The 23,445-nt window shown below is 69.9% G+C and carries 18 protein-coding genes; 13 read left to right on the top strand and 5 right to left on the bottom strand.

Annotated features, from left to right (window positions below; translation table 11 throughout):
* Nucleotides 1-60 precede the first annotated feature (60 nt).
* Nucleotides 61-2,358 carry a (Fe-S)-binding protein gene (locus tag SCAB_RS20265; RefSeq protein WP_013001940.1) on the bottom strand — a complete coding sequence of 766 codons (2,298 nt, stop codon included), beginning with the start codon at nucleotides 2,356-2,358 and terminating at the stop codon, nucleotides 61-63.
* Between the two features lie 332 nt (nucleotides 2,359-2,690).
* On the opposite strand from SCAB_RS20265, the gene SCAB_RS20260 reads away from it, so the two are divergent.
* The 7 genes from SCAB_RS20260 (at nucleotide 2,691) to SCAB_RS20230 (ending at nucleotide 10,486) form a co-directional block, all read left to right on the top strand.
* Complete coding sequence (locus SCAB_RS20260) at nucleotides 2,691-3,893, top strand: MraY family glycosyltransferase (RefSeq protein WP_013001939.1); 1,203 nt, start codon at nucleotides 2,691-2,693, stop codon at nucleotides 3,891-3,893.
* Between the two features lie 264 nt (nucleotides 3,894-4,157).
* Nucleotides 4,158-6,011 carry a molecular chaperone DnaK gene (gene dnaK / locus SCAB_RS20255; protein ID WP_005483619.1) on the top strand — a complete coding sequence of 618 codons (1,854 nt, stop codon included), beginning with the start codon at nucleotides 4,158-4,160 and terminating at the stop codon, nucleotides 6,009-6,011.
* Nucleotides 6,008-6,691, top strand: coding sequence for a nucleotide exchange factor GrpE (gene grpE / locus SCAB_RS20250; RefSeq protein WP_013001938.1), 684 nt, complete (start codon nucleotides 6,008-6,010; stop codon nucleotides 6,689-6,691). The genes dnaK and grpE overlap by 4 nt, the downstream gene beginning before the upstream one ends.
* Before the next feature lie 42 nt (nucleotides 6,692-6,733).
* Entirely contained in the window at nucleotides 6,734-7,912 is a 1,179-nt protein-coding gene (gene dnaJ, locus SCAB_RS20245) for a molecular chaperone DnaJ (RefSeq protein WP_013001937.1), read from the top strand.
* A 5-nt stretch (nucleotides 7,913-7,917) separates the two neighbouring features.
* Nucleotides 7,918-8,388, top strand: a complete 471-nt coding sequence (locus SCAB_RS20240) for a heat shock protein transcriptional repressor HspR (protein WP_037727690.1) — start codon at nucleotides 7,918-7,920, stop codon at nucleotides 8,386-8,388.
* A gap of 170 nt (nucleotides 8,389-8,558) precedes the next feature.
* Nucleotides 8,559-9,131, top strand: a complete 573-nt coding sequence (locus SCAB_RS20235; protein ID WP_013001935.1) for a hypothetical protein — start codon at nucleotides 8,559-8,561, stop codon at nucleotides 9,129-9,131.
* Between the two features lie 23 nt (nucleotides 9,132-9,154).
* A complete protein-coding gene (locus SCAB_RS20230; protein WP_013001934.1) occupies nucleotides 9,155-10,486 on the top strand; it encodes a hypothetical protein in 1,332 nt (443 codons plus the stop codon).
* A gap of 25 nt (nucleotides 10,487-10,511) precedes the next feature.
* On the opposite strand, the gene SCAB_RS20225 is transcribed toward SCAB_RS20230, so the two are convergent.
* The 4 genes from SCAB_RS20225 to SCAB_RS20210 are packed head-to-tail and all read right to left on the bottom strand — an operon-like array spanning nucleotide 10,512 to nucleotide 15,302.
* Entirely contained in the window at nucleotides 10,512-11,117 is a 606-nt protein-coding gene (locus SCAB_RS20225) for a hypothetical protein (RefSeq protein ID WP_013001933.1), read from the bottom strand.
* Between the two features lie 40 nt (nucleotides 11,118-11,157).
* Complete coding sequence (locus SCAB_RS20220; protein ID WP_013001932.1) at nucleotides 11,158-11,751, bottom strand: hypothetical protein; 594 nt, start codon at nucleotides 11,749-11,751, stop codon at nucleotides 11,158-11,160.
* 47 nt (nucleotides 11,752-11,798) lie between these two features.
* Nucleotides 11,799-14,012, bottom strand: coding sequence for a hypothetical protein (locus SCAB_RS20215; RefSeq protein ID WP_013001931.1), 2,214 nt, complete (start codon nucleotides 14,010-14,012; stop codon nucleotides 11,799-11,801).
* Nucleotides 14,013-14,030: 18 nt separating this feature from the next.
* Nucleotides 14,031-15,302 (bottom strand): M48 family metalloprotease, encoded by a 1,272-nt coding sequence (locus SCAB_RS20210; RefSeq protein WP_231885095.1) that lies wholly within the window; start codon nucleotides 15,300-15,302, stop codon nucleotides 14,031-14,033.
* Nucleotides 15,303-15,844: 542 nt separating this feature from the next.
* Here SCAB_RS20210 and SCAB_RS20205 point away from each other — a divergent pair.
* From SCAB_RS20205 to SCAB_RS20175, 6 genes are all read left to right on the top strand, one after another.
* Nucleotides 15,845-18,622, top strand: coding sequence for an ATP-binding protein (locus tag SCAB_RS20205; RefSeq protein ID WP_013001929.1), 2,778 nt, complete (start codon nucleotides 15,845-15,847; stop codon nucleotides 18,620-18,622).
* On the top strand, nucleotides 18,619-19,278 hold the full coding sequence (locus tag SCAB_RS20200) for a scabin-related ADP-ribosyltransferase (protein WP_013001928.1): 660 nt from the start codon (nucleotides 18,619-18,621) through the stop codon (nucleotides 19,276-19,278). Before SCAB_RS20205 ends, SCAB_RS20200 begins: the two co-directional genes overlap by 4 nt.
* 4 nt (nucleotides 19,279-19,282) lie before the next feature.
* The gene (locus tag SCAB_RS43795) at nucleotides 19,283-19,684 is read left to right on the top strand and encodes a hypothetical protein (protein WP_148274215.1); all 402 of its coding nucleotides are present in this window, start codon (nucleotides 19,283-19,285) and stop codon (nucleotides 19,682-19,684) included.
* On the top strand, nucleotides 19,677-20,210 hold the full coding sequence (locus SCAB_RS20190) for a type VII secretion system-associated protein (protein ID WP_231885094.1): 534 nt from the start codon (nucleotides 19,677-19,679) through the stop codon (nucleotides 20,208-20,210). Before SCAB_RS43795 ends, SCAB_RS20190 begins: the two co-directional genes overlap by 8 nt.
* Nucleotides 20,211-20,715: 505 nt before the next feature.
* A complete protein-coding gene (locus tag SCAB_RS20185; RefSeq protein WP_013001925.1) occupies nucleotides 20,716-21,222 on the top strand; it encodes a hypothetical protein in 507 nt (168 codons plus the stop codon).
* Between the two features lie 991 nt (nucleotides 21,223-22,213).
* Nucleotides 22,214-23,371, top strand: a complete 1,158-nt coding sequence (locus tag SCAB_RS20175; RefSeq protein WP_046774200.1) for a sugar ABC transporter substrate-binding protein — start codon at nucleotides 22,214-22,216, stop codon at nucleotides 23,369-23,371.
* Nucleotides 23,372-23,445: the final 74 nt, after the last annotated feature.

Raw genomic sequence — 23,445 nt, 5'->3', positions numbered from 1 at the left:
GGCGGTGCCCCCGGTCCGAGCGGACCGGGGGCACCGTACCGAACTGCCGTGCGCGGAGCGCTACTCGACCGGCTGCGGCTCCGGCTCGCTCTCCGCGTCCGTCGAGCCCGCCGGGGGCTCGTCCTCGTCCGGGACGGGTGTCTTGACGGACTCCAGCAGCAGCTGGGCGACGTCGACGACCGTGATGGACTCCTTGGCCTTGCCGTCGTTCTTCTTGCCGTTGACCGAGTCGGTCAGCATGACGAGGCAGAACGGGCAGGCGGTGGAGACGATGTCCGGGTTCAGGGACAGGGCCTCGTCGACGCGCTCGTTGTTGATGCGCTTGCCGATCCGCTCCTCCATCCACATCCGCGCGCCACCGGCACCGCAGCAGAAGCCGCGCTCCTTGTGGCGGTGCATCTCCTGCTGGCGCAGGCCCGGGACGGCCGACATGATCTCGCGCGGGGGCGTGTAGATCTTGTTGTGACGGCCCAGGTAGCACGGGTCGTGGTAGGTGATCAGGCCCTCGACCGGGGTCACCGGGATCAGCTTGCCCTCGTCGATGAGGTGCTGGAGCAGCTGGGTGTGGTGGATGACCTCGTAGTCGCCGCCGAGCTGCGGGTACTCGTTGCCGAGCGTGTTGAGGCAGTGCGGGCAGGTGGCGACGATCTTCTTCGCCGACTTCGGCTTCGCGGACTCGGGCACGACCTTGCCCTCGTCGTCCGTCTCCTCGCCGAAGGCCATGTTCAGCGCGGCCACGTTCTCCATGCCGAGCTCCTGGAAGAGGGGCTCGTTGCCGAGGCGGCGGGCGGAGTCACCGGTGCACTTCTCGTCGCCGCCCATGATGGCGAACTTCACGCCCGCCATGTGGAGCAGTTCGGCGAAGGCCTTGGTGGTCTTCTTGGCGCGGTCCTCGAGGGCGCCGGCGCAGCCGACCCAGTACAGGTACTCGACCTCGGACAGGTCCTCGATGTCCTTGCCGACGACCGGGACCTCGAACTCGACCTCCTTGAGCCACTCCAGGCGCTGCTTCTTCGCCAGGCCCCAGGGGTTGCCCTTCTTCTCCAGGTTCTTGAGCATCGTGCCCGCCTCGGACGGGAACGCGGACTCGATCATCACCTGGTAGCGGCGCATGTCGACGATGTGGTCGACGTGCTCGATGTCGACCGGGCACTGCTCGACGCAGGCGCCGCAGGTGGTGCAGGACCACAGGACGTCCGGGTCGATGACGCCGTTCTCCTCGACGGTCCCGATCAGCGGGCGCTCGGCCTCGGCCAGGGCCGCGGCGGGCACGTCCTTCAACTGCTCCTCGGACGCCTTCTCCTCGCCCTCCATGCTCTTGCCGCCACCGGCGAGCAGGTAGGGGGCCTTGGCGTGCGCGTGGTCCCGCAGCGACATGATCAGCAGCTTCGGGGACAGCGGCTTGCCGGTGTTCCAGGCCGGGCACTGCGACTGGCAGCGGCCGCACTCGGTGCAGGTCGAGAAGTCGAGGATGCCCTTCCAGGAGAACTGCTCCACCTGGCTGACACCGAAGACGTCGTCGTCACCGGGGTCGGTGAAGTCGATCGGCTTGCCGCCCGAGGTCATGGGCTGGAGGCCGCCGAGCGCCGTCGCGCCGTCGGCGTTGCGCTTGAACCAGATGTTCGGGAAGCCGAGGAAGCGGTGCCAGGCGACACCCATGTTGGTGTTGAGCGACACCGTGATCATCCAGATCAGCGAGACACCGATCTTGATCATCGCGGTGAAGTACACCAGGTTCTGCAGGGTGCTCGGGTCCAGGTCCCGGAAGGCCGTGACCAGCGGGTACGAGGCGAAGTAGCCGGCCTCGTAGTGGTCCACGTGGTGGATGGCGCCCTCGAGACCGCGCAGGGTGTAGATCGCGAGGCCGATGGTGAGGATGACGTACTCGACGAAGTACGCCTGCCAGGCCTTGGAGCCCGCGAAACGCGACTTGCGGCCGGCCCGGGAGGGCAGGTTGAGCAGCCGGACGGCGATCAGCACCAGGATGCCGAGGATCGTCATCACACCGATGAACTCGATGTACATCTCGAACGGCAGGAAGCCGCCGATCACCGGCAGCGTCCAGTCGGCCTGGAACAGCTGGCCGTACGCCTGGGCGAGGGTGGGCGGCAGCGTCAGGAAGCCGATCGCGACGAACCAGTGGGCGAAGCCGACGATCCCCCACCGGTTCATCCGGGTGTGGCCGAGGAACTCCTTGACCAGGGTGATCGTGCGCGCCTTCGGGTCGTCCGTGCGGCTGCCCGCAGGCACCGGCTGACCGAGCTTCACGAAGCGGTAGATCTGCGCCACGGCTCGGGCGATGAGCGCAACGCCGACCACGGTCAAAACCAGCGACACGATGATCGCGGCGAGTTGCATTGGGGGCTCCTCGGGCCTGCGAGGGTTTTCCTCCGGGGTGCCTGCCCGGCTCCTCGGAGATCATGAGAGGTCATTACTAAGCGGTAACTTATGCAGTCCGTCTGAGACTACCCAGTTCTCCAGCCGCACTGTAGCCAGGGGGGCGGTGATCTGCGTCGCTGAGGGTTGCCTGAGTGCGGGCCTGTCGCGCGGAGGGTGGTACCGGGGTGAGGGGACGGGGGCCTGCGCCGGGTCCGGCGGCGGACGCGGGGCCGAGGGTGGTGTGGGCGCGCTGTTTCAAAACGATCGTGTTATTCATGAGAAATTGTGACATTCGCACCTAACGTGGACCCGTGCTGTACGGAATCCTCGCCGCCGCCTCCGCCCTGTTGCTGACCGCCGTGCTCTCGGCGGCCGTACGCCTGCCCGCGCTGCGGCTGGGGATCGTGGAGCGGCGGCGCGGACGCCGGGTGCCGGTGCTCGGCGGAGTCGCGGTGATGGCCGGGGTGGGGGCCGTGGCGTGGGTGGGGGAGTGGAGCGGGGTCGCTCCGCTGGGGCAGGAGGCAGGCCGGCTGATCGTCGCGGGCGCCGGTCTGGGGCTGCTCGGCCTGGTCGGTGACGTGTGGCGGCTGCCGCCGGTGCTGGCGGCGGCGGGGGTCGTCGCCGCCGCCGCGCTGGTGGTGCCGTACCACGAACTGGGCGTGCTGGGCGGGGTCTCCGGGATCGCCTGGATCGCTCTCGTGGTGCACGGGTTCAAGGGGATGACGCGGTCCGACGGGGCGCTCGGGGTGGTCGGTGCCGTCACCGCGTTCGCGCTGAGCGGGTGCGCGGCGGCCGAGGTCATGGACGGTCTGGCGACGCTGTTCAGCGTGCTGGCGGCCGCGCTCACCGGGTTCCTGATGCACAACTGGCCGCCCGCGCGGGTCGTGCTCGGCACCTGCGGGGCGCTCTTCGTGGGCTTCGTGCTCGCGGGGGGCGTCCTGCACGTGTACGCCGTCGGGTACGGGGCGGGTGTCGGGGCGCCCTTCGCCCTCACGGCCGTGGCGACCGTCGACGCGGTCCTCGTCCTCGTCTCGCGGAAGCGGGCGGGGCGGGAACTGTGGCGGGGCGGGCCGGACCATCTCGCCCACCGGCTGCGGAGGATCGGTCTCACGCCGCCGGGGGTGGTCGTCGTGCTGGGGATGCTCGCGGCGGGGTCCGCCGGGGTGGGGCTCGCCATCCACATGCTGTGGACGGAGCCGGGGACCGCGTGGTGGGTGGCGGGGGCGGCCGGGCTGGTCGTCCTCGGGATGCTCTTCGTGCCGGTGGGGCCGCCGCGGGGTGCGCGGGCCGGTGCGGGGGCCGGTACGGGGGTTGTTCCGGCCGCCGCTGGTGCCGTCGCCCGGCGTGCGCGGGCCACCGGCGCCCGGGCGGTGCCGACGGGCGTCCACCGGGTGCCGGGCGCCGCCGCCCGTCGGTCCATCCCGGGGGGCCGCGCCCCCGGCCCCTCGCCCCGGCCGAGCCGCCTCGGCCGCCAGGAAGCGGCGGAGCTGGGGCGGCGGGGGTGGGTGGGGTAGGTGGAGTGGGCGGAGTAGGTGGGGTAGGTCGGGTAGGTGGGGTACCGGCTCCCCTGGCCCCGGCTCCCCTGGCTCCCGGCCCCGCCCGGCTGTCATCACCCTTGTGCACACAGCCGCCACCGTCCCGTATTCGCAGGTCAGCGCGTGGTTGCGTATAAGGAAAACATAAGAGTTGAGCCTACTCGACTCAGCTCTGTTGACCCATCGGGAGCCGTCGTGCACACTTGAGTCCGTTCCACTCAAGTCATTGTTGGAGGAATTGAAATGGCACGTGCGGTCGGCATCGACCTGGGCACGACTAACTCCGTCGTCAGCGTTCTTGAAGGCGGCGAGCCCACCGTCATCACCAACGCAGAGGGCGCCAGGACCACGCCGTCCGTCGTCGCCTTCGCCAAGAACGGTGAGGTGCTCGTCGGCGAGGTCGCCAAGCGCCAGGCGGTCACGAACGTGGACCGGACCATCCGGTCCGTCAAGCGTCACATGGGCACGGACTGGAAGATCGAGCTCGACGGGAAGCACTTCAACCCGCAGCAGATGAGCGCCTTCATCCTGCAGAAGCTGAAGCGCGACGCCGAGGCGTACCTGGGTGAGAAGGTCGCGGACGCGGTCATCACCGTCCCGGCGTACTTCAACGACTCCGAGCGCCAGGCGACGAAGGAGGCCGGTGAGATCGCGGGGCTGAACGTGCTCCGTATCGTCAACGAGCCCACCGCCGCCGCCCTCGCCTACGGCCTCGACAAGGACGACCAGACGATCCTCGTCTTCGACCTCGGCGGCGGCACCTTCGACGTGTCGCTCCTGGAGATCGGTGACGGCGTCGTCGAGGTGAAGGCCACCAACGGTGACAACCACCTCGGTGGTGACGACTGGGACCAGCGCGTCGTCGACTACCTGGTGCAGCAGTTCCGTGCCGGCCACGGCGTGGACCTCGCCAAGGACAAGATGGCCCTGCAGCGTCTGCGCGAGGCCGCCGAGAAGGCGAAGATCGAGCTGTCCTCCTCCACGGAGACCTCGATCAACCTGCCCTACATCACGGCTTCCGCCGAGGGCCCGCTGCACCTGGACGAGAAGCTCACCCGGGCCCAGTTCCAGCAGCTGACGGCCGACCTGCTGGAGCGCTGCAAGACGCCGTTCCACAACGTCATCAAGGACGCCGGCATCGCCCTCTCCGAGATCGACCACGTCGTTCTCGTCGGCGGTTCCACCCGTATGCCCGCCGTCGCCGAGCTGGTCAAGGAACTGACCGGCGGCAACGAGGCCAACAAGGGCGTGAACCCGGACGAGGTCGTCGCCATCGGCGCCGCGCTGCAGGCCGGTGTCCTCAAGGGTGAGGTCAAGGACGTCCTGCTCCTCGACGTGACCCCGCTGTCCCTCGGTATCGAGACCAAGGGCGGCATCATGACCAAGCTCATCGAGCGGAACACGACGATCCCGACCAAGCGGTCCGAGATCTTCACCACCGCCGAGGACAACCAGCCGTCCGTGCAGATCCAGGTCTACCAGGGCGAGCGCGAGATCGCGGCGTACAACAAGAAGCTCGGGATGTTCGAGCTGACCGGTCTGCCGCCCGCCCCGCGCGGTGTCCCGCAGATCGAGGTCGCCTTCGACATCGACGCCAACGGCATCATGCACGTGACCGCGAAGGACCTGGGCACGGGCAAGGAGCAGAAGATGACCGTCACCGGCGGCTCCTCGCTGCCGAAGGACGAGGTCGACCGGATGCGCCAGGAGGCCGAGAAGTACGCGGAGGAGGACCACGCCCGCCGCGAGGCCGCCGAGAGCCGCAACCAGGGCGAGCAGCTCGTCTACCAGACCGAGAAGTTCCTCAAGGACAACGAGGACAAGGTCCCGGGCGACATCAAGACCGAGGTCGAGGCCGCCGTCGCCGAGCTGAAGGAAGTCCTCAAGGGTGAGGACACCGCCGAGATCCGCACGGCCACCGAGAAGGTCGCCGCCGTCTCGCAGAAGCTCGGCCAGGCCCTGTACGCCGACGCCCAGGCCGCGCAGGCCGCGGGTGGCGAGGCCGGCGCCGGCGCCGGTGACGCCAAGGCCGACGACGACGTCGTGGACGCCGAGATCGTCGACGAGGACCGTGAGCGCAAGGACGGTGCCGCGTGACGGAGGAGACCCCGGGCTTCGACGAGCAGCAGCCGCAGTCGGCTCAGCCGCAGCAGCCTGATGTCCCCTCCGGCTCTGACGACGCCGAGCCGAAGGCCGCCTCCCAGGAGGGGGCGGCCCCGGCCGGGGACGCGGCTGCGACAGCCCAGGTGGCCGGTCTGACGGCACAGCTGGACCAGGTGCGTACGGCGCTCGGTGAGCGCACGACGGACCTCCAGCGCCTCCAGGCCGAGTACCAGAACTACCGCCGACGGGTCGAGCGCGACCGGATCACGGTCAAGGAGATCGCCGTCGCGAACCTCCTGACCGAACTCCTGCCCGTGCTCGACGACATCGGCCGGGCGCGGGAGCACGGCGAACTCGTCGGCGGCTTCAAGTCCGTCGCCGAGTCGCTGGAGACGGTCGCGGCGAAGATGGGCCTGCAGCAGTTCGGCAAGGAGGGCGAGCCCTTCGACCCGACGATCCACGAGGCCCTGATGCACAGTTACGCGCCCGACGTCACCGAGACGACGTGCGTGGCGATTCTCCAGCCGGGGTATCGCATCGGCGAGCGCACCATCCGCCCCGCGCGGGTGGCCGTGGCCGAACCGCAGCCCGGTGCGCAGACCGCGAAGGCAGAGGAGGCCGAAGGTGCCTCCGGTGCCGACGACAAGGAGAGCGGTGGCCCGGACGAGGGCTGACGCAGGCGGCCTGCGGGACGAGCGGAAGGAGGGACGTCGCGGATGAGTACCAAGGACTTCATCGAGAAGGACTACTACAAGGTCCTCGGCGTCCCCAAGGACGCCACCGAGGCCGAGATCAAGAAGGCGTACCGGAAGCTCGCCCGCGAGTTCCACCCGGACGCCAACAAGGGGAACGTCAAGGCCGAGGAGCGCTTCAAGGAGATCTCCGAGGCCAACGACATCCTCGGTGACCCCAAGAAGCGCAAGGAGTACGACGAGGCCCGCGCCCTCTTCGGCAACGGCGGGTTCCGCCCGGGGCCGGGCGCCGGCGGCGGCTCGTTCAACTTCGACCTGGGCGACCTCTTCGGAGGCGGCGCCCAGGGCGGGGGACAGGCGGGCGGCTTCGGCGGGGGCATCGGCGATGTCTTCGGCGGCCTGTTCAACCGGGGCAGCTCCGGCACCACGCGGGTGCAGCCCCGGCGCGGCCAGGACATCGAGTCCGAGGTCACGCTGAGCTTCACCGAGGCCATCGAGGGGGCGACCGTCCCGCTCAGGATGTCCTCGCAGTCTCCCTGCAAGGCATGTTCCGGCACCGGCGACGCCAACGGCACACCCCGGGTGTGCCCGACGTGCGTCGGCACCGGCCAGGTCGCGCGGGGCTCGGGCGGCGGCTTCTCCCTGACCGACCCGTGCCCGGACTGCAAGGGCCGGGGCCTGATCGCCGAGGACCCCTGCGACATCTGCAAGGGGTCGGGCCGCGCCAAGTCCTCCCGCACCATGCAGGTCAGGATCCCGGCGGGCGTCTCCGACGGCCAGCGGATCCGGCTTCGGGGCAAGGGCGCGCCCGGGGAACGGGGCGGACCTGCGGGCGACCTGTACGTCGTCGTGCACGTCGACCCGCACCCGGTGTTCGGCCGCAAGGACGACAACCTCACGGTGACCGTCCCGGTGACCTATGCCGAGGCGGCCCTGGGCGGTGAGGTCCGGGTCCCGACCCTGGGCGGACCGCCGGTCACCCTGAAACTGCCTCCGGGCACCCCCAACGGCCGTACGATGCGGGCCCGGGGCAAGGGCGCCTTCCGCAAGGACGGTACTCGCGGGGACCTGCTGATCACCGTCGAGGTGAGTGTTCCGAAGGACCTGTCGGGGAAGGCTCGTGACGCCCTGGAGGCGTATCGCGAGGCGACCGCGGACGAGGACCCGCGGGCGGAGCTGTTCCAGGCCGCGAAGGGAGCATGAAGGTGATGGACGGCCGCCGTAGACAGAACCCGTTGGGCAGAGCGTACGAGCTGACGGAAGAGACACCGGTGTACGTCATCTCGGTGGCCGCCCAGCTGTCCGGTCTGCACCCGCAGACCCTGCGCCAGTACGACCGCCTGGGTCTGGTCTCCCCGGACCGCACCGCCGGGCGCGGCCGTCGCTACTCGGCCCGTGACATCGAACTGCTGCGCACCGTCCAGCAGTTGTCGCAGGACGAGGGCATCAACCTGGCCGGCATCAAGCGCATCATCGAGCTGGAGAACCAGGTCGCGGCCCTCCAGTCGAGGGTCGCCGAGATGGAGGCCGCCCTCGACGGCGCCGCCGCGACCATGCGCCAGCGCGAGGCCGCGGTCCACGCCTCGTACCGACGCGACCTGGTGCCGTACCAGGAGATGCAGCAGAGCAGCGCGTTGGTGGTGTGGCGGCCGAAGGGGCGTCCGGCGCCGTCGGACTGACCATCCCGCGTACACGGAAGATTTTTTTGTACGCGGAAGGGCCCGGAGGTTCACCTGAACCTCCGGGCCCTTCCGTGTCGAGTGTCGGGTCCCGGGGCCAGTTCGGTCGGGGGCGGTTGGTGAGGCTGCCGGGCGGCTCGCGTGAGCCGAACAGAGCCTAGGATCAAGTGATGTTGACAGCGCGCTCATCCGCCGAAGCACATCTGTACATGGACCTGCATCGCTGTGAGTGCGGGTCGGGCGAGTTCGACCGTCGGCATCGCCTGGAGCTGCGCGGCGATGCTCTGTTCGCGGTGTACGAGGGTGCTTGTGCGCCGTGCGGACGGACCCGCCGTTTCGAGTTCCGTATGACGGAAGAGATTCCGCCGCCCCCGCCGGCCTTCGGTGGGGCAGAGCCTTCGCAGATCATCGATCCCGCGGAGTTCGAGGAAGTGGCGGGCCGACTCGCCGAATCCGCGGGAATTCAGCTCCTCAACACCCCTGAGTCGGAGCACCACAAGTTTCGGGGAGCGATAGCCTACGTCGTCGCGGCGTACGAGGAGATGCTCAAGTTCCTTCCTCCGGACCAGGATGCCATTCCGGCCGGCGCGTTCGTGTCGGAGGTGGGTAGGGCCCGCTACCGGCATGATCCCCGGAACTACGAGCGCGGCATGTTGGAGATGAACGTCCGCGACGCCCGCGCGGTCCTCGACGACATCGACGAGGTCAGCGCCAAGGGCGCAGCCGCCACCTCCGGCGCCTGAGGGAGTTGATTTCCTTGCCAGTTGTGAACAGCGAGCCGGTATCCGGACCCAAGGTCCGCACGACACCGCGGGAGTTGGCGACGGAGCTCGCCGTACTGACCGAAGTGGACTGGCGGAAGGTCTGGCCAGGAGCAGGTGGTGGCTACCGGCCCGACCCCGCGTGGCTCGCCCAGTTCGACTGGCAGGTGATCGACTTCCAGTGGCGCACCAACGACTGGGGGCCGATAACGGTGCAGACCCGCACCGGCAAGCGGCATGACCTGGTGACCACGACGTCCCACTCGCGGGATTACGCCCGGGCCTCTCATCGGCTGTGGTCCGGCGGCGATCCTGACCGGCACAAGGGGGTGCACACCAGGGAAGCGGCTGAGGCGGCCACGGCGTGGGCCGACTACCTGGCGGCCGCTCGGAGTGTTCTCGGCGCGCCCACGTGGGACGGCGCCTGGGACGGTGCCGGATTTCCGGTCAGCTTCGGCCGGAGGTTCGGAGCCGATGACGAGCGGCGGCGGTACAACCCGTACCGGCTGGCCGTGTGGAATCCGCAGGAGCCCGGGGCCGCGGTGATCGCCCTCGAGATTTTCGCCGACGCCTTCGGCCGGCACTCCGTCGACCTGAACCTGCACGACCCCGCGCGTATCGTCCTGGACGACAGTGACGCCGAGGTGGAGAAGGTCGTCCAGGTCACCAGGAGAGGCACGGCCCCGGGCGCCCCGCGAATCCTCGGCGATCCGGACCCGGTGGACATGCCGGACACGACCTGGCAGGACGTGGGCACACAGCTGCGAGCGGTCGCGAGCTGGGACTGGGACGCGATCTTCGGCGCCCACGAGTGGAACCGGGCATTCTCCTCGGTCGACGAACTGGAGCGCTGGGCGCGAAGGATCGGCTGGACCGTGTCCGGCGTCGACACATCACAGTGTGTCTCCGTCACCACCGGGGAAGACCTCACGCTGTGGCTGCCACCGGTGCTCCGCTACCCCGCACGCGTGAACTGGCTGGAGGCCAAGCTCTGGAGGATCAGCTCCGAGCCCTCCTCGCGCCACCACACGAACGTGCTCGACCCCGCGGCAACCCTGTGGACGGACTGCGTGGCTGCGGCCACCGAGATCCTGGGCGAACCCGGGTACTGCGGCGACCCGAACGGACGGGGGTACCCGAAGGAGTGGAAGAGCCGGAGCCATGGCCTGAGTCTCAAACTCGACACCCGCTGGGTGGCGATCTGGCCCTCAGCGGGCGAGCCCGCTCCCGCCATCGGGCTCTTCATGCGCGGCGGATTCCTGGAGCGGGGCTACGAGAGCGAAGCCGCACAGCTCGACCTGCGGATCTGGCGCCCGGCCACGCCCCGCCCCATCTGACCACCGCGCCGCGTGGCCGGACGGATCAGATCTCGGGTGGGCGGCAGGTGATGTTGATCAGCGGTGTTCGCAGTTCGCCCGGTTCGGGTGCGAGGCCCAGGTTCACCTTCAGGACGGTGATGCGGTCCTCGGCATGGCGCTCCCGCCAGATCGTCATCCGGTACGGGCTCATGTGCTCCAGCCGGAGATCGCGGGGCATGAGCCAGTGGTGTTCGTGCCAAGGCTCGGGGAAGTCCGCATCGTCCCAGGCGCCCGAGTACTCCGGTTCACCGAGGAGGGGCCGGAGAGCCGCTTCGTAGGCGCTCCAGGCGTCGACGGCACGGTCGAGGACGGCGTCGTTCTCGGTGGTGTTGTCGGCGCTCAGACCCCAAGGGGTCCAGCTGACGAAGTGCACCGGCGCCCAACCTCGCTCCTGGACGGGATAGAGCGCCATGCCCTGCCCGGTGGGGCTGCTGACGTCCAGGACCCATTCGGCGGACCGCGGCGTCCAGCCGAACTGGGCGCACCAGTCCTCCAGCGGCCGGCCCGGAGCGGGCGGCCCCGCCCACACCGTGGGCCAGTGCACGCGCTCGAGTGCCCGGAACTCGTCGACCAGTTGGGCGGGAGTCCGGTTGCGTCGTGCCGTCGCCACTACCTGTCACCCCTCTCGGAAACCCTTCTCGAAGTCTGAGTCAACGGTGATCCCCCGCGTGGTGGGCGTGCAGTTCGATCCGTGTGCTCGCGAGCCGGGGCTGTTCCTCGGACCCCATGCCGAGCAGCACGGTGAGTTCGATCGAAGGCGACCCCGGGCCGTCGAGGTGCCACAGCGCCAGGCGTCGGGGTCGCTCCGCGCCGCCCCGGGAAGCGTTCCGCGGCACCACGGGGAAGTCACCGGAGTTCAGCGCACCCTGCCACGAGGGCGCTCCCAACTCCGCGGTGACGGCCTCCGCGTAGGCCTGCGAACGCTCGAGGGCCAGGTCCCGCAGCCGTGGGTTCTCGTCGAGTGTCTCTCCGCGGAGCGCCCAGATGGTTGAGCTGATGGATGTGATCGGCTGCCTGGTCCTCCCGTGCCGGACGAAGTGGAAAAGCCCTCCAGGGGCCGTACGCACGTACTGCCGGTGGTTGTGGTGCCAGAGCGGCTCCCAACCGAGGCCTCCGTACCACTGCTTCAGGTCTTCCTCGCCCTCCGGCATCGCGGACCAGCGCCCGGGCCAGCCGCTGATCTCGAGCGCGAGCAACTCGTCGAGCACCTGCCGCGGACTGCGGCCGGCGATCTGGTGGGCCATCGATACGCTTCCCGTCCCGGGTTGTCGGTGTCCTCTCGAACCTGTGGCTACTGCTGCCCCGGCCAGTTCGGCGGCGGCCCCTGGGTCCAGCCGCCCGGAGGCTGCTGGGGCGGGGTCGGCTGCTGGGGCACACCCCAGGCGCGGGGATCGGCCGGCTGACCCGGTGACGGCGACCACGGGGTTCCCGGGGTATGCGGTGCCGCCGGAACATACGGCTGGTGGGGCGGCATCGCCTGAGGAGCGGCGGCGTACGGCTGCTGCAGCGCTGCGGCGTACGGCTGTTGCGCTGTTCCGGGCTGCACCGGCGGGTAGTGATGCTGTGGCTCCGGGTGCGCCTGCTCCGCGGCGATGGCGGGGGCCGGGCTGTGGTGCGGCAGGGCGTCGAAGCGGGGCAACGGCTGTGTGCTCACCCGGTCCAGCAGGACGACATTGGGGTTGCAGTCGGCGGCGTGCACCTGCACGGCTCCGCCGGGCTGCCGCTCCACCACCAGCAGGTTGAACTCGGCGAGCGACTGGAGCTGCGTGGGTTCGAGGGCGTACTCGTAGACGCGCTGCCGCCCGGTCGCCAGGCTTGTGCTGTCGCTGTCACCGGTCGTGTGGGTGGTGGACTCGTTCGTGGTGTGCGTGGTGCTGGTGGAGGTGCCGGTGGTCTCGCTGTAGCTGCCCCCGGAGTTGGCGGAGTCCGAGGTCGAGAGCGGGTTGAACCAGCCCTGGTAGGTGGAGGATCTGCTGCTGCCCCAGTTCCTGCCCTCGGTGACCGAGTGGCTGGTCGTGGTGGATCGGCTGAGGGAGGATCCGAGCGTCTTGGCGACCGACGTGTTGACGGTCCGCCCCTCGGTGTCCGTCAGGGAGTGCAGGACGAAGGAATGGTGGCGGCCCAGGAAGTCCGCGGCGACCGTGGCTTCCTGGTGATTGCCGAGCCGCATGAAGGCGACCGTTCCACCGCCGATGAGTTCCTCGCCCGCCTCCCTCAAATGCGAGTGCACGAACGTGAGTTGTGCTCCGCGCCGCTCGCAGAGCTGGGCTAGGCTCTCGAGATGGCGTCGCTGGAGGCCCTGCTCGCCGAGCACCACGACGACGCCCGGGGCCTCCTCCTGGAACGAGGAGAGCCGCCGCATCACGCTCTGCATGGCGAGGTCGGCCAGCAGTTCCGTGCTCGCCGAACCCGCGCTGAAGTCCAGGGCGACACACGTCAGATAGCCGGGCCCGCGGCCCTCACGGGCCGTCCCCAGCTGCTCCAGCGGGTGGACGAAGGACGCCAGCCGGATGAGGCTGTCCCGCATCTGGTCCTTGTTCTTGTCGGTGAACAGGTCGTCCGCGATGCGGTTGCGCTCCTCCCTGCTCAGCGCCTTGGCGTCGTCGGTCTCACCCACCAGGACCCGCAACCCGGCACCGATCCGCGCAAGGGACACGTCCTCACCCAGAGCGCCGCACAGTTGCGTGAGGATCCGGGTGTACACGGCCCGCTCGGCCCGGCCCGACTCCGGGCTGTCGCCGTGCATGGCCTCGACCAGGGCCTGCACCAGTTCGTGGGGCGCGAGCCCGCCCACGATGCCGCTCTCCGTCATACGACTGGGCAGCAGTTGCACGTCCACAGGGACGCCGCCCGCCTCGGCGAGCACGGACAACTCACGGCACACCAGGGCCTGGGTCAGGTCCAGCACGATCAGTGGCCGGTCGCGCAGCGTCGACGCGCCGAACACGGTGAGGAAGCCCTCCCGCCCGCGCTGGCTGCCCCCGAAGACGTCCAGCCGCCGGGTGTCCGCTCCGAAAGGCAGGGCTCCCCAGGCGTCCAGGCCGGCGACCCACTGCGTCTGCTGTCCCTCGTGGAGCGTCCAGCGCTGGTGCCATGACTGCCAGTCGTGCTGGAACCTTTCCTCCAGCGCCTTCTCCTGGGCGGTGCGGGCGCGGGTGGCGAAGGAGAACCGCAGCGAGGCGTAGAGGGCCCGCGCCACCTGGATGCCGATGACGACACCGCCGAGGGTGAGCATCACCGTGAAGAGGAGGCTCAGCAGGTAGGAGACCACCGCGACGGGGATACCGATCCTCAGCGCGGAGCTGATGCGGTCCTTGCGGTCCAGCCGGGCGGCCTGTACGCGGTTCTCGTAGCTGCCGTCCAGCGCCTGGCGTTGCGGCTCGGCTTCGACGAAGGGCTGACGCAGGGACTCGGGGTCGCGGTAGACCCAGCCGACGCGCTGTCCGGGGTCGAAGAGTCTCAGATACGGGCCGAGCGGCCCGGCCTCGGTGTTCTCGATCGTCATGGGAGGGCTCCAGGCCGGTCAGGCGACGAAGGTCTCGATCGCGCGTATGCGCTTGTGGATCGGCGGGTGCGTGGACATGAGGCGCGCCATCGGCCGCTGCTTCCGGCGGGCGTCGTCGGCCCCCTGCGCGTGCCATCCGGTGAACACGGCGACCAGGAGGGGGCCGTAGCCGATCAGGCCCGCGAACCGGTCGGCCCGCAGTTCGCTCTGTCGCCCGGACCAGGCGAGCAGGAACGGTACGGCGTAGAGGGCCAGCGCGGCCGGGAAGGTGAACAGCAGGGCGATGGCCAGTATCCCGAGGAATATCACGAACAGCCCTGCGAGGATCTCGGAGATCCGGGCGAGGACGCGGATCACGAGCCGCAGGGCACTCATGACGAGCCGGGCGGGTACGGCGTACCAGTGGCCGAGCAGCCCGGCCCACGCGTGGCCGCCGACATGATGGCCCAGCTCGTGCGCGAGTACGGCGGCCAGGTGCTGGGGCGGAAGGTTGCGCATGGCGCCGCGGGTGACCCCGACGATGTGACCTGCGGCGGCGGAGGCGTTCAGTTCGTCGGTGTCCTCCATCCACAGGTCGTACCTGGACCCGTCGATGCCGGCGCGATGGGTGACCTCGTCCCAGATCGGCTGGAGAACGGCGAGTTCGCTGCCCAGGGGTTCACGCATCTTGAAGTACAGCTTCGCCAGGCCGCGTTCGGCCGGCCGGTTGAACACCAGGACGCCCGATGCCAGCCAGGTGACGACGAACGCCACGTCCACACCGCTCGGCATGGACAGCGATACCAGGAACATCACCAGCAGGCTGCCCAGGAAGAGGGGGATGTTGAGCAGCAGGGTGGTCACGGACGTGGAATCGGCACCCCGGCGGACCTCGGGTGTCCCCGCCGGGATGTGGGCAGCGGGAAATGAGACACCGGGGGCGGTGGTGGGCGGGGCCGGGGGAGGCGGTGCGTACTGCTGGTACTGCGTCGTCTGAGGAAGAGCCGACGGCGGCTGGGCGGGCTGTGCGTACTGCGGCTGGGCGGGCTGTGCGTGGGCCGGGGCCTGCGGAGCCGCGTACAGCGGATGGTGGGGTGCCTGGGGCGGCGGCATCTGCTGCGTGGCGTAGGGGGGTTGTGGTGCCTGCGGAGGCGCCGGGTAGTGCTGCTGGGGATGCTGCTGTTGCTGGTACGGCGGCGGTGCGAACTGCTGGGGTGGAGCCGCCTGGTAGGGCGGCTGCGCCGGAGGCGGATGCGCGGGGCCCTGCGCGTACGCCTGCGGAGGGTGGGCCGGGCCGCCGTACTGCGGCATGGTCGGCGGCGCACCGGGAACCGGGTACGCGGGCGGTGCCTGGTGCGGCCCGCCGTGGGGAGGTTGACCAGCGCCGACCGGCCGGCTCGGTTGGTGCGGATCGACAGGATGGGTCACGTGAGAGGTCCGCCCTGGGGAGAATGCGTGCCGAAGAGGCAGTCACATATGGACAGTTGAGAAATGACCGTCCCGAGGGCGGCAGCACGTACGCCTCTGATGATTGAACTCGCCCCCGTGACCGCCGAAGCGGACAGCCAGTCATTATTCGCAGCCGAAACATGCTGCACGAATTCGTCCCCCGAGTCCAGTTGGAACCACGGGAAACGACGTCACAGTTGCAAGGCTTGGCCTGGGGCGCGGCCGGGCCTAGGGTGTAGCCGCAAGATCGACAACGGGGGAGACGTTGCCAACCGCACTGCTTGCGCATGATCCTGGTCAAGTGGGAGCCGACGTCCCTTTCTTCGCGGCGTCGGACATCTCGGGCATCAAGGGTGGTTCGCTCGTTCGCTGGAGTGAAGCCGGCCGAGGGGCGGTCTGACCCCATGGACACCACGTCGTACGCCGGCGCATGGCAGCGCTTCGTCGGCATGGAGGCATGTCTGCTGCGCGAGGTTCCGCGCCGGCGCCTCACGGACGACCGGCCGGGCGGCCCCGGTGACGACCTGCACGCGCAGCGGTTCGCCGCACTGGTCTCCGCGCATCACGCACGACGCCCCGAGGACCCGACGGGCGGCGCGGTGTGCGTCGGCTGGGCACGCCGGGCGGCGGACCGGCCGATCGACGTGATGGTCGGGGGGAGCAGCCTGCTCGGCGGTGGTGCCGACGCGGAGGGCGGCACCACGCTGCTACGGCTCCCCGCCGGCGCGCGTGGGCTGGCCCGGCCGACGGGGACCGCCGCATCCCTGTTCGCGGACTTCCCGCACTGGAGCGTCGTCGCCGGTGTGACCGACGGGCTGCTCGTCGACGCGGAACCGAACGCCACCGGGACCGGCGCCGCACGACAGCGGCCCAGCCTGGAGGACTGCCTCCTTGCGGTATGGCAGGAGCCCTTCGCCTGGATGGTGTTCGCCGAACCGGTGCCCGCCACCGAACTGGACGATCTCACCGGCGACATCGCCGACGAGCAACGGCGGGCGATGTCCAAGGCGGACGGTTCGCCCGAGTACGCCATCGCGGCGGCCCGATTGGAGCGACGGCACAAGGATCTGGCCAAGGCGACGGCCACCGGACTGTGGCGGATACGCCTGCTGGCGGGTGGCCGCACGCCGGAGGACGCGACCCGCGTCGCCGCGCTGGTCTGCGCGTCCGCGGACCTGGAGGGGCTGCCCTACGCGCTCCGGCCGACCGGGCACGTCGGAGACCTGCCCACGGCGCTCGGCGGAGTTCTCCCCACCCCCCAGGAGTATCCCTTCCACGCAGGATCCGACCTGCTGGCATCCCTGGCACGGCCGCCCGCGCAGGAGATACCCGGCGTACGGTTCGCGCTGCGCCCGGAGTTCGACGTCACTCCCGAGACCACGGGCCGTCCGGCCGCGGCCGACACCCCGCCCCCGGTCCGGCTCGGGTCCGTGCTCGACCGCAACCGCAGCCCGGTGGGCGACCTGGAACTGACCCGCTCCACCCTCAACCGGCACACCTTCGTGTGCGGGGCGACGGGCGGCGGCAAGTCCCAGACCGTGCGCGGTCTGCTGGAAGCGGCGACACATGCGGGCATCCCGTGGCTGGTGGTGGAGCCGGCCAAGGCCGAGTACCGGTTCATGTCGGCGCGGCTCGGCGACACGAGCGAGGTCGTCGTCATCAGACCCGGCGACCCCGACGCGCTCCCGGCCGGCCTGAACCCCCTGGAACCCTCGGCATACGCGAACGGCGAGCGCTTCCCCCTCCAGACGCACCTGGACATGGTGCGCGCCCTCTTCCTGGCCTCCTTCGACCCGCAGGAGCCGTTCCCCCAGGTCCTGAGCGCCGCGCTGACCCGCTGCTACGAGGACCTGGGCTGGGACCTCACCCTCGGCGAACCGCTCCTCCCGGGCACCGAGCCCCGCTACCCCACCCTCGAGGACCTGGAGCACACGGCCCTGAAGGTCGTGACCGACATCGGCTACGGCAAGGAGGTCGCCGACAACGTCCAGGGCTTCATCAAGATCCGCCTGGCCAGTCTGCGCCTCGGTACGACCGGCCGCTTCCTGGAGGGCGGCCGCCCGCTCGACTTCGGTGAACTCCTGCGCCGCAACGTCGTCTTCGAGATCGAGGACGTCGGCGACGACAAGGACAAGGCGTTCCTGATGGGCACGATCCTCATCCGGCTCGTCGAGTACCTGCGCATGGAACAGCGTGTGACCCGGCGACTGTCCTTCCCCTTGCGGCACTTGAGCGTCTTCGAGGAGGCACACCGGCTGCTCCGCCGGGCGGAGGAGGGCGGCGCGAGCGCCCACGCGGTGGAGATGTTCGCGGGTCTGCTGGCCGAGATCCGGGCCTACGGCGAGGGTTTGATCATCGCCGACCAGATCCCCTCCAAGCTCCTTCCGGACGTCATCAAGAACACGGCGGCGAAGGTGGTCCACCGCCTGCCGGCCCAGGACGACCGCGAGGCGGTCGGCGCGACCATGAACATCACGGCGGCCCAGTCCGAGTACCTGGTCACCCTGCGGCCGGGCGAGGCCGCCGTCTTCACGGACGGCATGGACTACCCGCTGCTGGTCCGGATGCGGGACGGAACGGACCGCGAGGACGCGGGGGCGATCCGGCCTGCGTCGGCGGCCGCGCTGACGGGCGAGCGCAGTCGGGCGTGCGGCCCCTGCTGCACTCCGGAGCCGTGCACTCTGCGTGATCTGCGCAGGGCGCAACGGCTGATGGACCAGCCGGAGCTGCGGATCGCGCTGTGGGCGGAGATGGCGGTGGCGGCGCATCTGCTGGGGTGGACCACGCCGTTGCCTGGTGAAGCGATGCGGCGGGAACTGGAGGTGTACCGCGGGCGGGTCCTGGACTGTGCCATCGGTCAGGCAGTGGACCGCGCGGTGCACAGCCGGGTGGGCGCGCCCGCGGCTCCGGGAGCTCTCGCGGAGCATGTGGCGGGGATGATGCGGGCCCAGTTGGCGGACCAGGACCCCTGTCCCGTGGGCGAACCGAGGTTCAAGGCGCGCAAGGGGACGAAGACTCGGGAGTACTACCACGGGCGATGCACACCCTCCGTGCTGGAGAAGCTCGTCGGTTGCCCCGATCCGTCGGAGGAATGGAGAGAGCGCTTCGGGCGGGCGCTGGGCCGCTTCGAACGAGTGACCAGGAAGCCGCGGACAGGACAGGACGAAGGAGGGAAGCGATGAGTGAGATCAAGGGCGAGGATTCTCACTCGTCGACGGAACACACCTACGAGGGAGCTGACGGTCCGCCGTCCTGGCAGATCGACGAGACGGGCGAACCCGCTGAACCTTCCGAGACCGACGCCGCTCGCGGCCCGTACGAGGGTGGTGATGGGGCGTCGGACGAGGGGGAGCCCGAAGAGCCACCCGAACCGGATCGCCTGGCTGTGGCCACGGACCGCGATGTGGATCTGAGCCGCCTCGGAGTGGATGTCGTCTGGCGCGAAGGCCGGGAACCCCTTTACCGTAGCGACAACCGTGAGCCGGCCGAGGTCTTCGCCAATGGCTTCGAGGCACGTGACCTTTCGAATACGGATCTGCGCGAGTACGTGCGGGAGGACGACCCGTCCGCGTTCGTGAGCACGTCGTACCGCGAGGATATCGGTGATGATTTCGGAGGAAAGTACACGTACGAAATCGATGCGCCCGGTGGGATCGACGTCAACAAGACGCTGGGAGACCATCCGCTCTCGTACGAGGAAGAGGTTGCCTTCCCTGGCGGGGTGCGCGGCGAGTACATCAAGTCCGCTGCTCCCTACGACTACAGAACGAGTGAACTCGGCGAATCCGTTCCCAATCCACACTACATACCAGAGGGTGAGCGTGTCCGAGACAACTGAGATCTTGTACGACAAGGAGATCTCTTTGGTCGCACAAGACGGAGAAAAGACCGGCAGGCTCTTGGCCGAGTTCACGGGATCCGATTACACCGTCCACGTGACGTGGGGCTCAATGTCGTCGCGCCACACGGCGTGGAATCTCTTCCAGGCTTTGGCACAGGTCCGGGGGGACCTGGAGAAGTACGGTCTGCAGCCGGCTGTCGAAGGTGCCTGCATCGATGTCTATCCCAGCCGGATGGCCCTCGAGATGGGGGGCGGTCGTCGGGCCTACCACTGGGCCGGCGGTGGCCGTCCGGTGACCGTGGACATCTTCGACGACGTACCGGTCTCGGATCACGCACGGCTGGCATCGGTCAACGCACAACGGACGGCCCACGAGCAGCGTCAGGGGAACGGCAATGAATGAGGACGGGGCGGTGCGGATTCCTCCGGTGACCGACGAGATGCGTGCGCAGGCCGCCGCTCAGCCGGACGGATGGGTCTACGCCATCGACGCGTACTTCGACCCGAACGGAGAGGTTCCGCCGTACGGCGTGGTCGGTGCCTGGAAGGTTGATTCGCGGGGCCGGCTCACCGGAGAGTTCACGAACAACCCCAACTACCGTCCTTCGCCTCGCACACTCGGGATGGCGGAGCCGACCGACGACGTCGACGCGGCGATTCAGCTGGCGGCGGCCGGCTACGGCTCCGAGGCCGATCTGAAGCGCGCCTTGCTGGACGCCGTCGTATGGGTGACCCGTGACGCGCAGTACGTCTCCCCGGTCGCCCTTCACACGAGTCCTGCCCAGGCGGCGAATTCGGCACGAGAACTGCATCGGACCGCCTTCGGTGAACTCCTGGCGCACCTGCCTGAGGGTGCCGTCCTCAGGCTGAACCCTGGTGGTTCGGCGTCCGTCGACATCCCTGTGGCCGACCTGAGGAGTGCGACGTGAGCACCCTGACCACTGGCCTGCTCGGATCTGCCGGCGGGCGCAACGCCAGGCGGCAGTCGCGTGTATCGGCTGACATGGGTCGACGGGGCGTTCCACTGCGGGCGCGGAGGCGCGCCGCTCGCTGACGGCGGGCGATGTCTTCCCTGTCCAGAACCAGCAGCGCAAGCTCGACCAGATCGGCACGGGCGGCGCGACCGGCCACGTCACCGGCCCCCACTTGCACTGGGAAGTTCTCGTCCCCGGCGTCGACAGCCCCTTCGTCGGCGGCCAGGACACCCCGACTCTGACGACCCGGTGCTGTGGTCCGCCGCGAACGTCCGCGTCCACGGCGGCGGCGTCTCCGGCCTCGGCGCGATGCGCCGGCCGCGCCGATGAGGGAGTGCGGTGTCCGCGCGTCCGGCACGGAGCGTGCGTATGGCCCTCGGCCGCTGAACCATTCGTCGTGGGGCTACGTCTCACCAGGGGAAACGCAGAAGTCGCAGAAGTCGCGGAAGGGGAGGCACGCATGGCCATGGTCGGGCTGTTCTGGATCGCCGAGGACGGTGGGGTGTACGTCGGGGCGCAGCCGGAGGGGTTCGGGCCCGGGGTGCGGCTCACGCGGGACTGGGTGGAGGGGCTCGGGACCGGGCAGAGCGCGGTGTGGGGCTGGTCGGAGATCCGGTCGGTCGCCGTGCGGTACGTACGGGTCCGCTCCAGCGCCCGGCTGCTCGCCACCTCGGCCGTCGACCTCGTCACCAACGCCGTCGTGGGCGGCGGGGACGCCGCGGCCGCGTTCGAGGTGCACCTGGAGACCGCCGACCGGACGGTCGAGCTGAACACCCAGTCCGCGGCCGCCCTCGGCGGCTACGTCCAGTCCGAGTACGACCTCTCCGTCACGTTGCTGGAGCGCATCGTGGCCGGTACGGCGGAGGTGGAGACCCTGGCGGACTGGGGCCGCGCCCACGCAGCCGAAGGCACACCGCGACGCGAGGACCGGGAGGCCCTGCTGCGGGAGTGGAGCGGGGGCTCATAGCCGGGGGGCCGAACGGCGTGTGGGCCCAACCGCCGACGGGTTCACCGGCGTGGGCCTGACCTCGGTGGTCGTGCGCTCTACGGAGGCCATGGGCGTTCACGCCGCCGGCACCGCAGACCCACGAGGCCCCGGCGAGCCCGGCCCGACCGGCCCTGCCGATGCACGACCTGTACGGGCCCGGGGGTGCCCGAGCCGCCCGTGCGTGATCGATCTCGCCGAGGTGGAGCACTACAGGCTGTCCGACGCCGACAACCGGCGGACCCTTCGCGAGCGGATCGTCCCCGGTCCCTCGGCGAGCCGCGTCGGGAAGGAGACGCCCATCGTGGTGTTCCTGATCGGCCGGCCCGGCGCCGGCAGGAGCCGGTCACCGAAGTGGTGGCCCGGCGCCCTGATCCGCCATGACCGTTTCGCGGACGTCGACAGCGACCTCCGCAAGCCGCCCCGGCCGACGCGGCAGACAGCGGCCCCCACCACGACCACCCCTGCCCTCCCGCCCCCACCACGACCACCCCCGCCCCGCCCCTCCCGCCCCCACCACGCCCGGCGTGAGGTCCGCCACCCCCCACCCCCGGGCCCCCGCCCGGACCGGCCCCCGGCACTCCGCCGGCAGGCCCGGCGAACCGGCCCGGCCCCCGGCGCCGGGGCGGCCGGCCGTGGCCGTCCAGAACCCGCGGCCCCCCACCCCGCTGACCTGCCACCCCACCCCCGACGCCGCGGGAGCCCCCCTGCCGCGTACCCCCTGCGCCCCCAACGACCGCCCGCACGGGAGCCGTTGACCGAGAGCGACATTTCGCCCCTGCCGGGGACCCGCGCCCCGGGAAGGGCGGGCGGCGACAGCGGAAGCCCTTTGCCTTACCCTCTTCACACCGAGACCACACAAGGCTGTTGTCATCTCGTTAAGTGATGGGTCCTTGACGCTGAGGTGGTCACCGCGTTGGCTTTCAGCCACATGGGTCGCAGTTGCTGCACCCACGCCCGGAAGGCCCTTGATGTGAACGCCCGTACCACCCGTAATACCCCTGGCACTCGTATACGTCGTCGCACCACCGCCCTGCGCCGCGCCGCCACCGCCCTCGCCGCCTCCGCGGCGGCCGTCTCCCTCGCCGCCTGCGGGGTCGTGGACGTCGGGGACAGCGCGGAGGCCAGCCCCACGAAGGGCGACGACATCACGGTGGGCGTGCTGTTCCCCGACAAGGACACCAAGCGGTACGAGCAGTTCGACTACCCCAACATCAAGAAGAAGATCGCGGAGCTCACCGACAACAAGGGCATCACCAAGTACGCCAACGCGGAGAAGGACCCGGAGACCCAGACCGGGCAGATGAAGCAGATGGTCGAGGACAAGGTCGACATCATCATCGTCGACGCCGTGGACTCCAAGGCCATCGCTCCCGCCGTGCAGTCCGCACACGACGCGGGTATCCCCGTCATCGCCTACGACCGCCTGGCGCAGGGCCCGATCGACGGTTACGTCTCCTTCGACAACGAGCTCGTCGGGCAGGTGCAGGGCCGCTCGCTGGTGGAGGACCTGGGCGACAGCGCCGCCAACAAGATCGTCATGATGAACGGGTCGCCCACCGACCCCAACGCCGCCATGTTCAAGGAGGGCGCGCTCTCCGAGCTGCAGGACAAGGTGACGATCTCCGAGACGTTCGACACCAAGGACTGGGACCCGGTCGTCGCGAAGGCGAACATGGAGAAGGCCGTCTCCAAGCTGGGCGTCGACAACATCGACGCCGTCTACGCCGCGAACGACGGCATCGCCGGCGCCGTCATCGACGTCCTGAAGACCGCCGGTGTCGCCAAGGTGCCGCCGGTCACCGGACAGGACGCCGACCTGGACGCCGTGCAGCGGATCCTCACGGGCGACCAGTACATGACCGTGTACAAGTCGTTCCCGACGCAGGCCGCGGCCGCCGCCGAGATGGCCGTCGCCAAGGTCCAGGGCCGCTCCATCGAGTTCGACGCACTTGCCAAGGACAGCATCGACTCCCCGACCACCAAGAAGATCCCGGCCCAGCTGGTGCCGCCGGTCGCGCTGACCAAGTCGAACATCAAGGACACGGTCGTCGCCGACGGCATCTACACGGTCAAGCAGATCTGCACCTCGGCCTTCAAGGCCCGGTGCGAAGCGGCCGGCCTGGAGTAACCCCCGAAGGCCAGACAGGCCGGGGCCCCGCCCCCGGCCCCGGGCCACCGGAACCCCGCCCAGGGCCCTTCCCG

Origin of the sequence: Streptomyces scabiei 87.22 (assembly GCF_000091305.1) — a bacterium.
Classification (GTDB): domain Bacteria; phylum Actinomycetota; class Actinomycetes; order Streptomycetales; family Streptomycetaceae; genus Streptomyces; species Streptomyces scabiei.
This window is presented reverse-complemented; position numbering and strand designations above follow the sequence as displayed.

Coding starts and splice junctions, on each gene's coding strand:
- SCAB_RS20265 (WP_013001940.1), bottom strand. CDS start 2,358: ATGCAACTCGCCGCGATCATCGTGTCGCTGGTTTTGACCGTGGTCGGC.
- dnaK (WP_005483619.1), top strand. CDS start 4,158: ATGGCACGTGCGGTCGGCATCGACCTGGGCACGACTAACTCCGTCGTC.
- dnaJ (WP_013001937.1), top strand. CDS start 6,734: ATGAGTACCAAGGACTTCATCGAGAAGGACTACTACAAGGTCCTCGGC.
- SCAB_RS20240 (WP_037727690.1), top strand. CDS start 7,918: ATGGACGGCCGCCGTAGACAGAACCCGTTGGGCAGAGCGTACGAGCTG.
- SCAB_RS20235 (WP_013001935.1), top strand. CDS start 8,559: ATGTTGACAGCGCGCTCATCCGCCGAAGCACATCTGTACATGGACCTG.
- SCAB_RS20220 (WP_013001932.1), bottom strand. CDS start 11,751: ATGGCCCACCAGATCGCCGGCCGCAGTCCGCGGCAGGTGCTCGACGAG.
- SCAB_RS20215 (WP_013001931.1), bottom strand. CDS start 14,012: ATGACGATCGAGAACACCGAGGCCGGGCCGCTCGGCCCGTATCTGAGA.
- SCAB_RS20210 (WP_231885095.1), bottom strand. CDS start 15,302: ATGCCGCAGTACGGCGGCCCGGCCCACCCTCCGCAGGCGTACGCGCAG.
- SCAB_RS20205 (WP_013001929.1), top strand. CDS start 15,845: ATGGACACCACGTCGTACGCCGGCGCATGGCAGCGCTTCGTCGGCATG.
- SCAB_RS20200 (WP_013001928.1), top strand. CDS start 18,619: ATGAGTGAGATCAAGGGCGAGGATTCTCACTCGTCGACGGAACACACC.
- SCAB_RS20190 (WP_231885094.1), top strand. CDS start 19,677: ATGAATGAGGACGGGGCGGTGCGGATTCCTCCGGTGACCGACGAGATG.
- SCAB_RS20185 (WP_013001925.1), top strand. CDS start 20,716: ATGGCCATGGTCGGGCTGTTCTGGATCGCCGAGGACGGTGGGGTGTAC.